The following is a 14,381-nucleotide window of genomic DNA, read 5'->3' as shown; positions in this document are numbered from 1 at the left end:
AGCGCAATCGCTTATTAGCGACGCAGACCCAGGCGACCGATCAGAGTCTGATAGCGACCCAGATCCTTGCCTTTCAGGTAGTCCAGCAGCTTACGACGCTGGTTAACCATGCGGATCAGACCACGACGGGAGTGGTGGTCTTTACCGTTGGCCTTGAAGTGACCTTGCAGCTTGTTGATGTTGGCGGTCAGCAGTGCAACTTGCACTTCTGGCGAACCAGTGTCACCAACAGCTTGCTGGTAGTCAGCTACGATTTGAGCTTTTTCTTGAACGTCGAGAGCCATGAGGCAATCCTTTTATCAGGAAACTGTTTGTCGAAAAACAGTTTCAACAGGCCAGGGACAAATCCCTGTATCTAAAAAAGAGTAGTGACCGTGCCTGTTGACAGCCACCCTCGCCAGCCTGCTGTTACACAGACTGGTTTCGGTCATTCTGACCGAATCAGTCGACGCGGCGCGATGCGCCCGTCTTCGCTCACTTCACCGATACCGATGAAACGACCATTGTGATCCTGTACCCGCACCATGCCGAACTTCGGAGCATCCGGGGCACGTACCGGCTGGCCGTTGAGCCAGTAGAACGCACTCGCTTCCGAGAACTGCAACAGTGGCCAATCCAGCAGGCCGCTGTCCGATGGCATCAGGAAGCGATCGACCGCTTCGTTGCCGCCTTCGGCATGTACCGCTTCCAGCTCTTCGAGGGTAACCGTCTGCGCCAGGGTGAATGGCCCGGCCTGGGTACGTCGCAGTTCTGCAACGTAAGCGCCACAACCGAGTTGCTCACCGATATCCTCCACCAGGGTACGGATATAGGTGCCTTTGGTGCAATCCACCGCCAGCCGCGCAGTATCACCTTCGAAGGCCAGTAATTCCAAGCGCGTAATAGTAACAGAACGCGGTTCGCGCTCCACTACTTCGCCCGCACGAGCCAGCTTGTACAGCGGCTGGCCATCACGCTTGAGCGCCGAGTACATCGGCGGTATCTGACTGATTTGCCCACGAAATTTCGGCAGTACAGCCTCGACATCGGAGCGACCAACGGTCACCGGACGTTCCTGCAAAACTTCACCTTCGGCATCCGCCGTGGTGGTGGTCTTGCCCAGTTGCGCCAGGGTTTCATAACCCTTGTCGGAATCGAGCAGGTATTGCGAGAACTTGGTCGCCTCACCGAAGCACAGCGGCAACACGCCGGTGGCCAAGGGATCGAGACTACCGGTATGACCTGCCTTTTCGGCGTTCAGCAACCAGCGAACCTTCTGCAAGGCCGCGTTGGAGGTGAACCCCAGCGGCTTGTCGAGAAGGATAATGCCGCTGACGTTACGACGGATACGTTTGACCTGAGCCACCGATTACTCCTTGGTGTCTTCGGCTTCTGCCGCAACCGGATGCTGATTGTCTTCAGCCACTGCGCGCTCGATCAATGCCGACAGGTGCGCGCCACGCACGACGCTTTCGTCGTAGTGGAAGTGCAGCTGTGGAACGCTACGCAGTTTCATCTCGCGAGCCAGCTGCATGCGCAGGAAACCGGCGGCGGAGTTGAGCACCTTGATGCTTTGTGCGATTTCTTCGGCGCTGTCCTGACCCATCACGGTGATGAAGATCTTGGCGTGACCGACGTCACGACTGACTTCCACAGCGGTAATGGTGACCAGGCCGACGCGCGGGTCTTTGACTTCACGACGGATCAGTTGTGCCAGCTCGCGCTGCATCTGATCGCCGATACGTTGGGTACGGCTATATTCTTTTGCCATGTCTTGTTACCTGTTACTGCCTCACGGTGAAACCCGTGTGGTCTGAAAGCGGCAAACGCCCGGCCTGACAGAAGCCAGACCGGGCGTTGCGTTTAGAGTCCTGGTGACGAGCTGCGCATTTGCATGCGGCTACCCGTCACGGCTCCCGAAGTGCGCGAATTAGAGGCTGCGAGCAACCTGCACCTTCTCGAAGACTTCGATCTTGTCACCGACTTTAACGTCGTTGTAGCTCTTCACGCCGATACCGCATTCCATGCCGGCACGTACTTCGGAAGCGTCATCCTTGAAGCGGCGCAGGGATTCCAGCTCGCCTTCGAAGATAACGATGTCTTCACGCAGTACACGGATTGGACGGTTACGGTGCACAACACCTTCGATAACCATGCAACCGGCGATCGCGCCAAACTTCGGCGAACGGAACACGTCACGCACTTCGGCGATACCCAGGATGTTCTCGCGAACATCGCTGCCGAGCATACCGGTCAGGGCTTTCTTGACGTCTTCGATGATGTCGTAGATCACGTTGTAGTAACGCATATCCAGACCTTCCTGCTCGACGATCTTGCGCGCGCCGGCATCGGCACGCACGTTGAAGCCGAACAGTACAGCGTTGGAGGCCAGTGCCAGGTTGGCGTCGGATTCGGTGATACCACCGACACCGCCACCGACCACACGCACTTGCACTTCGTCGTTACCCAGGCCGTTCAAGGCACCGTTCAACGCTTCCAGCGAACCACGGACGTCGGATTTGAGGACGATGTTGAGCGTCTTCTTCTCTTCCTGGCCCATGTTTTCGAAGATGTTTTCCAGCTTGCCGGCGTGAGCACGGGCCAGCTTGACTTCGCGGAACTTGCCTTGACGGAACAGAGCCACTTCACGGGCTTTCTTCTCGTCGGCAACCACGCTCATCTCGTCGCCAGCGTCCGGGGTACCGTCCAGGCCGAGGATCTCGACAGGGATGGCCGGACCGGCTTCCTTGATTGGCTTGCCGTTCTCGTCGAGCATGGCGCGAACGCGGCCATAGTTCGAACCGACCAGGACCATGTCGCCTTGGCGCAGGGTACCGTCTTGAACCAGAACGGTAGCCACCGGACCACGGCCCTTGTCGAGACGGGATTCAACCACGACACCGCGACCAGGAGCCGAAGGCGTTGCAGTCAGCTCCAGAACTTCGGCTTGCAGCAATACGGCTTCGAGCAGTTCGTCGACGCCAGTACCCATCTTCGCCGAGACCGGTACGAATGGCGTGTCACCACCCCACTCTTCCGACGTCACGCCGTGAACCGACAGTTCGCTACGGATGCGATCGAGATCGGCGCCCGGCTTGTCGATTTTGTTCACTGCTACTACCAACGGTACGCCAGCTGCCTTGGCATGCTGAACGGCTTCGATGGTCTGTGGCATCACGCCGTCGTCCGCTGCAACCACCAGGATCACGATGTCGGTCGCCTTGGCACCACGGGCACGCATTGCGGTAAACGCAGCGTGACCAGGGGTGTCGAGGAACGTCACCATGCCACGATCGGTTTCAACGTGGTAAGCACCGATGTGCTGGGTGATACCACCGGCTTCGCCAGCAGCAACCTTGGCACGACGAATGTAGTCGAGCAGGGAAGTCTTACCGTGGTCAACGTGGCCCATTACGGTCACGACTGGTGCACGGGAAACTGCCTCGCCTTCAAACTTCAGGGACTCGGCCAGGGAATCTTCCAGGGCGGTGTCGCTGACCAGGGTCACTTTGTGGCCCAGCTCTTCAGCAACCAGTTGGGCAGTTTCCTGATCCAGTACCTGGTTGATGGTCGCTGGAGTACCCAGTTTGAACATGAACTTGATGATTTCAGCAGCCTTCACCGACATCTGCTGGGCGAGATCGCCAACAGTGATGGTTTCGCCGATCTTCACTTCGCGCACGACAGGACCGGTAGGGCTCTGGAAACCGTGAGCGTTGCGCTTCTTCAGCTTGGCCTTGCCGCGACCACCACGACGGAAGCCATCGCTTTCTTCGTCGGTAGTACGTGGAGCAACACGTGGAGCCGGAGCCTTTTCCTTGACGGAAGCACGATGCGGAGCGTTTTTGCGCTCGCCATCGCCGCTACCGCGACGGTTGCTGTCGTCGGCACGTGGCTTGTCCGGACGGCGCTGTTCGTCACGCTTGCGGGTATCGGCCGCAGGCGCTGGAGCAGCCGCCACAACCGGTGCGCTTTCGCGAACTGGCTCGGCCACCGTAGCAGGCGCTGCAACAGGTTCGGCTTGAGCGGTCTGCGCAGTAGCAGGCTGGCGACGCGCTTCTTCTTCGGCGCGACGCTTGGCTTCTTCTTCAGCCTTCTGACGAGCAGCATTTTCTACTGCGCGACGTTCATCCAGTTCACGCTTGCGCTCGGCTTCGATTTCTTCCGGGCTGCGCTGTACGAAGACTTTCTTCTTGCGTACTTCAACGCTGATGCTCTTGCTGCCAGCAACACGCAGGGTGCTGGTGGTTTTACGCTGCAGCGTAATCTTGCGTGGTTCTTCCACTTTCGCCTTGTGGCTGCTTTTCAAGTGAGTCAGCAACGATTGCTTCTCACTGTCAGTCACATGTTCTTCGGCGGCGGTGTGCGGCAGACCTGCCTCACGCATCTGCTGCAACAGGCGCTCTACCGGTGTTTTGACCTCATCGGCCAGTTGTTTCACCGTGACTTGCGTCATGCACTTCTCTCCTCAGGCCGCGCCTAATTACTCGAACCAGTGGGCTCGGGCGGCCATGATCAACTTGCCGGCACGATCATCGTCAATGCCGTCGATGTCGAGCAGGTCGTCAATAGACTGCTCGGCCAGGTCTTCGCGGGTAATTACGCCGCGCACCGCCAGTTCCATCGCCAAATCCTTGTCCATACCCTCAAGCGAGAGCAGGTCTTCGGCCGGATGGGCGTCTGCCAGCTTTTCCTCAGTAGCGATGGCTTTGGTCAACAAACGATCCTTGGCACGAGCGCGAAGCTCGTTGACGGTTTCTTCGTCAAAGCCGTCGATGTTGAGCATTTCTTCCAACGGTACGTAGGCAATCTCTTCCAGGCTGGTGAAGCCTTCATCTACCAGCACCTGTGCGAGGTCTTCGTCGACTTCCAGCTCGTCGATGAAGTTGCGCAGGATGTCGCCGGTTTCTGCTTGCTGCTTAGCCTGGATGTCCGATTCGGTCATCACGTTCAGGGTCCAGCCAGTCAACTGGCTAGCCAGACGCACGTTCTGACCACCGCGACCGATGGCCTGAGCCAGATTGTCTGCGCCAACGGCGATGTCCATTGCGTGGGCATCTTCGTCAACGATAATTGCCGCAACCTCGGCCGGGGACATGGCGTTGATCACGAATTGAGCCGGGTTGTCGTCCCACAGAACGATGTCAACACGCTCACCGCCCAACTCACCCGACACTGCCTGGACGCGCGAACCGCGCATACCGATGCAAGCGCCCTGCGGGTCGATGCGTTTGTCCTTGGAGCGAACGGCGATCTTGGCACGCGAACCCGGATCACGGGACGCAGCCATCACTTCGATCAGGCCTTCGGCAATTTCCGGCACTTCGATGCGGAACAACTCGATCAGCATTTCCGGCGCGGTACGCGACAGGATCAGCTGCGGGCCGCGGTTCTCGGTGCGGATTTCCTTGAGCAGCGCACGCAGACGCACGCCAACCCGGAAAGTTTCGCGAGAAATGATGTCTTCACGGGCCAGCAACGCTTCAGCGTTGTTGCCCAGATCAACGATCACGTTGTCGCGGGTGACTTTTTTCACGGTGCCGGAGATGATTTCACCCAGGCGTTCGCGGTAAGCGTCAACAACCTGAGCGCGCTCGGCTTCGCGAACTTTCTGCACAATGACTTGCTTGGCAGTCTGTGCAGCGATACGGCCGAATTCGATGGACTCGATCTTCTCTTCTACGACGTCACCGACCTTGGCGCCAGGATGCGTTTCGGCAACCTTGCTCGGCCAGGTTTCGATGGCCGGATCGTCCAGGTCTGCTTCTTCGACGACCGTCCAGCGACGGAATGTCTCGTAAGCACCGGTGTGGCGATTGATTTCCACACGCAGATCAACTTCGTCTTCGAAACGCTTTTTGGTAGCAGTGGCCAGGGCCAGCTCCAGCGCTTCAAAAATCACGTTTGCCGGTACGCCCTTTTCATTGGATACCGACTCAACAACCAGCAGTACTTCTTTGCTCATCGTACGCCTCGCCTTTCGCAAGCCATTGGATCCGCGGGATCCGCAGTATCTGGCACGCCTCAGTCAAAACTGGGAATAATGTTGGCCTTGTCGATCATATCGATCGGCAACAGGAACTCATGGTTTTCTACCTGCACCACGACATCCTGCTCTTCTACGCCGCGCAGAAGGCCCTGAAAGTTGCGTCGTCCTTCAAAAGGCGAGCGCAGCTTGATCTTCACTTGTTCACCGGCAAATTTTGCAAACTGCTCAAGAGTGAACAGAGGGCGTTCCATGCCAGGCGAGGAAACTTCAAGGGTGTACTCAACGGAGATTGGATCTTCAACATCCAGCACACCGCTGATCTGGCGGCTGACGATGGCGCAATCGTCCACCAGCACGCCGCCTTCTTTATCGATATAAACGCGCAACATCGAGTGACGACCCTGAGCCGAAAACTCGATACCCCAGCATTCATAGCCTAGGGCCACGACCACCGGGGCCAGCAAGGCCTGCAACTCTTCTAGCTTGCTCGACACCTGAACCCCCTAGTGCATGTATGTGCATGCTATGCAAAATAAAAAAATGGGCGAAACGCCCATCCTTGAAACGCCGTCGAACAGCGGCGTAGAAAGTGTCCAGCTAACAAAAAGCCCCTTAAAAGGGGCTCCTTAAACTGGTTGCGGGGGCCGGATTTGAACCGACGACCTTCGGGTTATGAGCCCGACGAGCTACCAGACTGCTCCACCCCGCGACAAAGCTGGGGCGGAAGTATACGACCGATCCCCTACAGGGTCAATGTAACCTTCCACCTGCAAGAAAGCCCGCAACAGCGGGCTCTCCTGACTAATTGGTACCGAGAAGGGGACTCGAACCCCTACACCCTATGGGCACAACCACCTCAAGGTTGCGTGTCTACCAATTCCACCACCTCGGCAATACTACGTTTGAAACCCTTCTTACTTCTGCTCTTGAGCTGGAGGCACGTCAGTCGCTGGAGTAGCCGACTTTTGCTCTTGAAGCACCGGGACATCATCAGAAGCCGGTTGTTGCTTTGGAACTTCCAGTACCGCTGGATTTGGGAGACCTACTTGAGTCAGCTGGTGAGCCTTCTCTTTAGCAAAGTAACCTAACCCCAAGCTGGTTATGAAAAAACCTGCGGCAAGTATAGCAGTAAACTTACTAAGAAAGGTAGAGGAACCTTGGCTTCCGAACACAGTATTTGAAGCACCTGCTCCGAAAGACGCGCCAGCATCCGCACCTTTACCCTGCTGCAGCAAAACCAGAGCCACTACGCCCAATGCACCCAGCAGATGAAAAACGACTACGACTGTTTCCAGCATTTTTTCAGTTTCCCGCGGCGCGACAGATCGCACCGAACTCATCTGCATTCAGGGAAGCCCCACCAATGAGGCCCCCATCGATATCCGGCATGCCGAACAGTTCGACCGCATTGGCCGCCTTCACGCTGCCGCCGTATAGAAGCCGCACACCTTGTGCGACTTCAGAATTCTCTGCCGCCAACTGGGCGCGAATGGCTGCGTGCACATCCTGCGCCTGTTGCGGCGTTGCAGTCAGCCCGGTACCAATGGCCCAGACCGGCTCGTAAGCGATCACTGCCTTGGCAAAGGCACCGACACCCAGCTCCTCGATGATACTGCCCAGCTGACGCGAGACAACCTCAAGAGTCTTTCCGGCTTCACGCTGCTCAAGGGTTTCCCCTATGCACAACACCGGAATCAAGCCACATGCCTGTGCCGCTGCGAACTTGCGGATCAGCACTACGTCCTGCTCGCCCATGATCTGGCGGCGTTCGGAGTGCCCGACAAGCACCAGGGAACAACCTGCATCCACCAACTGACTCGGTGCAACTTCACCGGTCAACGCACCTTGTCCGGATTCCACCGCAGAATTCTGCGCGCCGACCGAAATCGACTTTCCTTCCAGGCCATCAATCACTTGATTGATATGCAGAAAAGGCGGGAATACCGCGACATCAACACCGCTCGGCAAGGCCAAGTCACGAAGGCCGTTGATCAGCTCAGCGACGCTGGCGCGGGTACCGTGCATCTTCCAGTTACCAGCTACCATAGGGCGACGCATGCTGTACCTCGTCGGTCAAAGTGGGCGCAGATGTTACCCAACACAATCATGGCTGGCAAGCCGAATTCAGGCAGAAACTTCAGTAACCAGTTTTGCCAGCTCTTCGGCATAGCCGCGAACCTGCGTTTCGTCTTCGCCTTCGACCATCACACGCACCAGTGGTTCGGTTCCGGACTTGCGCAACAGCACACGCCCCCGACCGGCCATGGCCTTGGTCACACGCTCACTAGCCTCCTTGACCGACGGATGATCGAGAGGACTTGCGCCGCCACCGAATCGCACATTGATCAACACCTGAGGGCACTTGCGTAGCGCCTGCCGGGATTGCGCCAGACCATCGCCACGCGATTGCAGCGCCATCAACACCTGCAGCGCCGCAATGATTGCATCACCCGTGGTGGTGTGACTGAAGCATACGATGTGTCCGGAGTTTTCCCCCCCACGATCCAGTTGCGCTCCAGCAGCTCGGCAATGACATAGCGGTCGCCGACGTTGGCACGCACCAATGGAATGCCCAGGTCCGCCAGGGCCAGTTCCAGCCCCAGGTTACTCATCAGGGTTCCGACCACACCGCCCTGCAGCCTGTCGCGCTCATGCAGATCACGGGCAATGATGAACAGCAATTCGTCGCCATCCACCACCGCACCGGTGTGATCGACCATCTGAACGCGGTCACCGTCACCATCGAAGGCAATACCCAGATCGGCCTGCTCGGCCACAACGGCAGCCTGCAGCGCCCCCATATGGGTCGAACCGCAATTGTCGTTGATGTTCAAACCATTCGGCTGCGCCGACAGCACGACGACTTCAGCACCCAACTCGCGAAACACACTCGGTGCCACCTTGTAGGTCGCACCGTGAGCGCAATCGATGACGATTTTCAGGCCCGAGAAGCTGGTGCCGGTCGGCACGCTGCTCTTGCAGAATTCGATATAGCGTCCCGACGCATCATTGATTCGCGAGACCTTGCCGATCTTGCTCGACTCCACCACGGTCATTGGCGTATCGAGCAACTCTTCAATCATCAGTTCGACTTCATCCGGGAGCTTGGTGCCCTTACCGGAGAAGAACTTGATGCCGTTGTCATCATGGGGATTGTGCGACGCACTGATCACAATGCCAGCCTCGGCATGGAAAGTGCGCGTCAGATAGGCGATAGCCGGAGTCGGCATCGGCCCCAGCAGCATCACATCGGCACCTGCCGACGTCAGGCCCGCCTCGAGCGCCGACTCAAACATGTAGCCGGAAATTCGGGTGTCCTTGCCGACCAGCACCTTGCAGGCGCCCATCTTGCGAAAAGCCATGCCAGCAGCCCAGCCGAGCTTGAGCATGAAATCAGGAGTAATCGGGTATTGACCCACCCGACCACGAATACCGTCGGTACCAAAATATTTCCTAGTCATAAATGCTCCATGATTCTTATTCGGCTGATTCCACTGCGGCGATCATTCTCACCACATCCACTGTTTCGGCCACGTCATGGACGCGCAAAATACGCGCGCCCTTCTGCACAGCCAGGGCCGCGAGAGCAAGACCGCCATACAAGCGCTCTCCGACCGGCCGGTTCAAGGCCTGACCTATCATGCTCTTGCGCGAAACGCCCACCAGAAGTGGCCGCCCAAAGGCATGCAGGGCTTCCATATGCTTGAACAAGCTTAGATTGTGCTGCAAGGTTTTGGCGAAGCCAAAGCCGGGGTCAAGAATGACCCGCTCAGCCGGAATGCCCACCAAAGAACACTGATGCAGGCGCTCAGCGAGAAACTCGCCGACTTCCCTTGTGACATCCTGATACTGCGGATTGTCCTGCATATCGCCCGGCTCGCCCAGCATATGCATCAGGCAGACCGGCAGACCGGTGGCCGCTGCTGCATCCAGGGCACCATCGCGACGCAACGAACGCACGTCATTGATCAACCCGGCACCCAGGCGCGCGGCTTCTCGCATGACGGCTGGCGTTGAGGTGTCGACCGATATGATCACATCCAGCTCGCGGCTGATGCGCTCGATGATGGGAGCTACGCGCTCCAGCTCTTCGAGTGGCGATACGACCCTGGCTCCGGGGCGGGTGGATTCTCCACCGACATCGATCAGCGTCGCGCCGGCCGCCACCATGGCTTCGGCGTGGCGCATGGCCGCGTCGAGCTGGCTGTATTGGCCACCATCGGAGAAAGAATCAGGGGTGACATTGAGAATACCCATGACATGCGTCTGGGCCAAATCAAGAACCCGGTTGCCGCAAGGCAACCGGGTCGAGGACTGAACAGAAGTCATTTCAAACCTTATACGTCAGCAGCAGGACCGCCGATCGGTGTTTCCGGACGCTCATCCTGCACCACCGGCGGAGTACCGGAAGTACCCGTGCCACCCGACCAGTCGCGCGGCTCGCGAGGCGGACGACCGGCCATGATGTCGTCGATCTGCTCGGCATCGATCGTTTCGTACTTCATCAAGGCATCGGCCATCGCATCGAGCTTGTCACGGTTGTCCGTGAGAATCTGCTTCGCCGTGCCATAGCACTGATCGATGATGCTGCGTACTTCGGAGTCGATCAGCTTGGCTGTCTCACCAGAGAAGCTTGCACCCTGACCGCCACCGCCGCGACCGAGGAACACTTCACCCTCTTCTTCGGCATACATCAACGGACCGAGCTTTTCCGAAAGACCCCACTTGGTCACCATGTTCCGCGCAATCTGGCTGGCGCGCATGATGTCGTTGGAGGCACCGGTGGTCACGCCATCGAAGCCCAGGGTCATTTCTTCAGCGATACGACCGCCGTACAGCGAGCAGATCTGGCTGATCAACGCACGCTTGGACAGGCTGTAACGATCTTCTTCCGGCAGGAACATGGTCACACCCAGCGCACGACCGCGCGGGATGATCGACACCTTGTACACCGGATCATGCTCCGGCACGACACGCCCCACGATGGCGTGGCCCGCTTCGTGATAAGCCGTGTTCTGCTTTTCTTTCTCGGACATGACCATGGATTTGCGCTCGGCGCCCATCATGATCTTGTCTTTCGCCAGTTCGAATTCTTTCATCTCGACGATGCGCTTGCCGGCACGGGCAGCGAACAACGATGCCTCGTTCACCAAGTTGGCCAGGTCAGCACCGGAGAAGCCTGGAGTACCACGAGCGATCACGGCCGGAGCAACGTCGTCGCCCATCGGCACTTTGCGCATGTGAACCTTGAGAATCTGTTCGCGACCGCGGATGTCCGGCAGGCCGACCACAACCTGGCGGTCGAAACGACCCGGACGAAGCAGCGCAGGGTCCAGTACATCAGGGCGGTTGGTCGCGGCAATCACGATGATGCCGTCATTCATTTCGAAGCCGTCCATCTCGACCAGCAACTGGTTGAGCGTCTGCTCGCGTTCGTCGTGACCGCCACCCATGCCGGCGCCACGATGGCGACCGACCGCATCGATTTCGTCGATGAAGATGATGCACGGAGCGTGTTTCTTGGCCTGTTCGAACATGTCGCGAACACGGCTGGCACCGACACCGACGAACATTTCGACAAAGTCGGAACCGGAAATGGTGAAGAATGGCACTTTGGCTTCGCCGGCGATGGCCTTGGCGAGCAAGGTCTTACCGGTACCCGGAGGACCGACCATCAGCACACCGCGAGGAATGCGACCACCCAGGCGCTGGAACTTGCCCGGATCGCGCAGGAATTCGACCAGCTCACCGACTTCTTCCTTGGCTTCGTCGCAACCGGCAACGTCAGCCAGGGTCGTTTTCACCTGATCTTCCGAGAGCAGGCGCGCCTTGCTTTTACCGAAGCTCATCGGCCCGCCCTTGCCACCGGCACCGCCCTGCATCTGGCGCATGAAGAACATGAACACGGCGATGATCACGAGGATAGGGAAGCTGGCGACCAGAAGCTGAGTCCAGATGGATTGCTGTTCAGGCTGCTTGCCTTCGACCACGACGTGGTTATCCACCAGGTCGCCGATCAGGCCGTTGTCCTGGATCGCGGGACGGATGGTCTTGAAGCTGTCGCCATCGTTGCGCTTGCCTGTAATCACGTAGCCATCAACCGCCACGCGCTCGACCTTGCCATCCTTGACCTGCTGGATGAAGTCGGAATAGTTGAGGGTCTGCGGCTCGTTAGGGCTGGAGAAGTTGTTCATCACCGTCACCAGGACAGCCGCGATGATCAACCACAGGATCAGATTCTTTGCCATATCGTTCAATTAACTACCCTCTGAAGCAAGCTCCGCTACTGACGCGCGCTTCGCATGATATTCACCGGCCTAACTTACTACATTACCTACAACTTGGCAGGCGCCGTCTGTAACCCTTTGTGAAACACTTCCTACACAATATTCGCTAATTCTGACAAGGCGTAATACAAAAAACCTATCACCCTGATCGAAAATTCACTCAACCCTCACTGCGTCCGCGGAAACCGCGACCCAGCAGGTACTGTTCGCGAGAACGGTCGCGCGATGAGGTCGGCTTGCGCATCTGCACCTTCTCGAACTGCTGGCGAACGCTCTTGTGGAACTCGTCGAAGCCTTCGCCCTGGAAGATCTTGATCAAAAAATCACCACCGGGCTTGAGCACCCGAGTCGAAAGATCCAGTGCCAACTCGCACAGGAACATCGCTCGCGGCATGTCCACGGCCGGTAATCCACTCATATTGGGGGCCATGTCGGAAATCACAAGGTCTACTTCCTTATTTCCGACGGCATCGAGGATCTGGGCCAGTACGGCATCCTCGGTAAAGTCGCCCTGAATGAAGGTGACGTCCGGGATGCTGTCCATTTCCAGAATGTCAGAAGCGATCAGTGTGCCCTGCCCACCAATCAGACGACTGGTCACCTGGGACCAACCACCCGGGGCCGCACCAAGGTCGATTACGCTCATGCCCGGGCGGATCAGACGGTCCTTTTCCTGGATTTCCAGCAGTTTGTAGCTGGCGCGGGAACGGTACCCGTCTTTTTGCGCCATTTTGACGAATGGGTCGTTGAAATGTTCTTGCAGCCATTTAAGACTTGTCTTGGAACGGGTCACGGGCCACCTCGAAAATAAAACGGGTCGTGATTAACTGGGCGGTCCCGGACTCGCTCGGGTAAACTGGCCGCCGCTTTTTACAAGATCAGACGCAGGGGTCAGATTATGCCGCTCACTCAAGAGCAGAAGAAACAGTACAAATCCATTGGCCACCATCTGAAACCGGTTTTGATTGTGGCAGACAATGGTTTGACTGAAGGTGTGTTAGCCGAACTCGAACGCGCATTGGCGGATCACGAGCTGATCAAGATCAAGCTCAACATCCTCGATCGCGAATCGCGCCTGGCGTCCATTGCAGAGCTCTGCAAGGTCGGCAAAGCGGATCTGGTCCAGGTCATCGGCAAGATGGCACTGATCTACCGCAAGAACTTCAGCGTCAACAAGCAGCTGTCGAACGTCCATCGCTTCAAGTGATGGCAAGGGTCAAGGGTGTGCTTCGCGCACCCTGCCACTCCACCCCGGCATCGGCTGCAACACCAGCACCAGCCCGGAAAAGCCCAGGACAAGATAGCTGAACACCTGCCAACGATCGGCATCCGGCCAGCCGAAACGCACCGCGAAGTACATCGCGCACGCACACAGCGACATCAACAGCAGCTGCCCGCGAATATCCCGCCATAGACTGGCAAGGCCCTCGGCCTTAACCAGCACCAAAGCCTGAAAAATCACACACGCCGTAGCGAATCCCGTTACCAGCGTATTGAGCATGCCTGCGATTTCGTCGATCAGCAGCGGCGCCAGGCCAATTCGCCCCAGCACCGGCAGCAGACCGATTTGCAACAGCCACAGGCCGCCGACCCACAATATCTGGGTCAGTTGCCAAAGCATGGCGCCCGCACGAAGCGGGCGCCAACCTTCAGATGTGACGAACTTCGACAATCTCGTACTCGATAACGCCGCCAGGCGTTTTCACGGCGACCACATCACCCTCTTCCTTGGCAATCAAGGCGCGGGCCAGTGGCGAACCCACCGAAATCTTGCCGAGTTTGAAATCAGCCTCATCCTCACCCACGATGTGGTAAGTGACGCGCTCATCCGTCTCGACGTTGGCGATTTCAACGGTGGTGCCGAAAATCACTTTGCCGGTGTGCGGAATGGTCGTGACATCAATGATGACCTGATTCTGAATTCGGCCTTCGATATCACGGATCCGCGCCTCGACCATACCCTGCTGCTCACGGGCAGCGTGGTATTCGGCGTTTTCCTTCAAGTCACCCAACTCGCGGGCCGTACCGATGTCCTGGCTGAGCTTCGGACGAACGACCTTGGTCAGGTGAGTGTGTTCTTCTTCCAGGGCGCGAGCGCCCTGAACGGTCATTGGGTACTTCGTTAT

General features: G+C 57.8%; 14 protein-coding genes, 2 tRNA genes and 1 pseudogene. 1 reads left to right on the top strand and 16 read right to left on the bottom strand.

All coding sequences use genetic code 11. The annotated features are described in order from the left end of the window. Nucleotides 1–14: 14 nt before the first annotated feature. The 14 genes and pseudogenes from rpsO to rlmE all read right to left on the bottom strand — a co-directional run bounded on the left by rpsO (nt 15) and on the right by rlmE (nt 13,048). Entirely contained in the window at nt 15–284 is a 270-nt protein-coding gene (gene rpsO / locus AC3ITA_RS03800; protein ID WP_015093441.1) for a 30S ribosomal protein S15, read from the bottom strand. 143 nt (nt 285–427) lie between these two features. After that, nucleotides 428–1,345, bottom strand: a complete 918-nt coding sequence (gene truB / locus AC3ITA_RS03795; protein ID WP_095942398.1) for a tRNA pseudouridine(55) synthase TruB — start codon at nt 1,343–1,345, stop codon at nt 428–430. 3 nt (nt 1,346–1,348) lie between these two features. Continuing rightward, complete coding sequence (gene rbfA, locus AC3ITA_RS03790) at nt 1,349–1,750, bottom strand: 30S ribosome-binding factor RbfA (RefSeq protein ID WP_007973108.1); 402 nt, start codon at nt 1,748–1,750, stop codon at nt 1,349–1,351. 159 nt (nt 1,751–1,909) lie between these two features. Next, entirely contained in the window at nt 1,910–4,435 is a 2,526-nt protein-coding gene (gene infB, locus AC3ITA_RS03785; RefSeq protein ID WP_150672214.1) for a translation initiation factor IF-2, read from the bottom strand. Between the two features lie 27 nt (nt 4,436–4,462). Beyond that, nucleotides 4,463–5,944: a transcription termination factor NusA gene (nusA, locus tag AC3ITA_RS03780; protein ID WP_007900474.1), complete on the bottom strand. Its 1,482-nt coding sequence runs from the start codon at nt 5,942–5,944 to the stop codon at nt 4,463–4,465. Between the two features lie 59 nt (nt 5,945–6,003). Then, nucleotides 6,004–6,462, bottom strand: coding sequence for a ribosome maturation factor RimP (gene rimP, locus AC3ITA_RS03775; RefSeq protein ID WP_489279504.1), 459 nt, complete (start codon nt 6,460–6,462; stop codon nt 6,004–6,006). A gap of 138 nt (nt 6,463–6,600) precedes the next feature. Next, nucleotides 6,601–6,677, bottom strand: a tRNA-Met gene (locus AC3ITA_RS03770). A 97-nt stretch (nt 6,678–6,774) separates the two neighbouring features. Continuing rightward, nucleotides 6,775–6,860: transfer RNA gene (locus AC3ITA_RS03765), tRNA-Leu, on the bottom strand. 22 nt (nt 6,861–6,882) lie between these two features. Next, nucleotides 6,883–7,266 (bottom strand): preprotein translocase subunit SecG, encoded by a 384-nt coding sequence (secG, locus tag AC3ITA_RS03760; protein WP_017336473.1) that lies wholly within the window; start codon nt 7,264–7,266, stop codon nt 6,883–6,885. Nucleotides 7,267–7,270: 4 nt separating this feature from the next. After that, the gene (tpiA, locus tag AC3ITA_RS03755) at nt 7,271–8,026 is read right to left on the bottom strand and encodes a triose-phosphate isomerase (protein ID WP_489279502.1); all 756 of its coding nucleotides are present in this window, start codon (nt 8,024–8,026) and stop codon (nt 7,271–7,273) included. A gap of 66 nt (nt 8,027–8,092) precedes the next feature. After that, nucleotides 8,093–9,429 (bottom strand): annotated as a pseudogene (glmM, locus tag AC3ITA_RS03750) (phosphoglucosamine mutase). Between the two features lie 16 nt (nt 9,430–9,445). After that, nucleotides 9,446–10,297, bottom strand: coding sequence for a dihydropteroate synthase (gene folP, locus AC3ITA_RS03745; protein WP_414929786.1), 852 nt, complete (start codon nt 10,295–10,297; stop codon nt 9,446–9,448). Between the two features lie 8 nt (nt 10,298–10,305). Further along, complete coding sequence (ftsH, locus tag AC3ITA_RS03740) at nt 10,306–12,216, bottom strand: ATP-dependent zinc metalloprotease FtsH (protein WP_095942402.1); 1,911 nt, start codon at nt 12,214–12,216, stop codon at nt 10,306–10,308. A 199-nt stretch (nt 12,217–12,415) separates the two neighbouring features. After that, on the bottom strand, nt 12,416–13,048 hold the full coding sequence (gene rlmE / locus AC3ITA_RS03735; RefSeq protein WP_489279499.1) for a 23S rRNA (uridine(2552)-2'-O)-methyltransferase RlmE: 633 nt from the start codon (nt 13,046–13,048) through the stop codon (nt 12,416–12,418). Between the two features lie 105 nt (nt 13,049–13,153). Here rlmE and AC3ITA_RS03730 point away from each other — a divergent pair, with 105 nt between their 5' ends. Further along, on the top strand, nt 13,154–13,462 hold the full coding sequence (locus AC3ITA_RS03730) for a YhbY family RNA-binding protein (RefSeq protein ID WP_007942889.1): 309 nt from the start codon (nt 13,154–13,156) through the stop codon (nt 13,460–13,462). 9 nt (nt 13,463–13,471) lie between these two features. Here the strand turns inward: AC3ITA_RS03730 and AC3ITA_RS03725 are convergent, their stop codons facing one another. Further along, a complete protein-coding gene (locus AC3ITA_RS03725; RefSeq protein WP_489279497.1) occupies nt 13,472–13,876 on the bottom strand; it encodes an MFS transporter in 405 nt (134 codons plus the stop codon). A gap of 28 nt (nt 13,877–13,904) precedes the next feature. Then, on the bottom strand, nt 13,905–14,381 hold the full coding sequence (gene greA / locus AC3ITA_RS03720; protein WP_034148383.1) for a transcription elongation factor GreA: 477 nt from the start codon (nt 14,379–14,381) through the stop codon (nt 13,905–13,907).

Source organism: Pseudomonas sp. GL_090, assembly GCF_057837765.1.
Note: the sequence above shows the minus strand (reverse complement) of the source record. Positions and strands in the feature narration are given on the sequence as shown.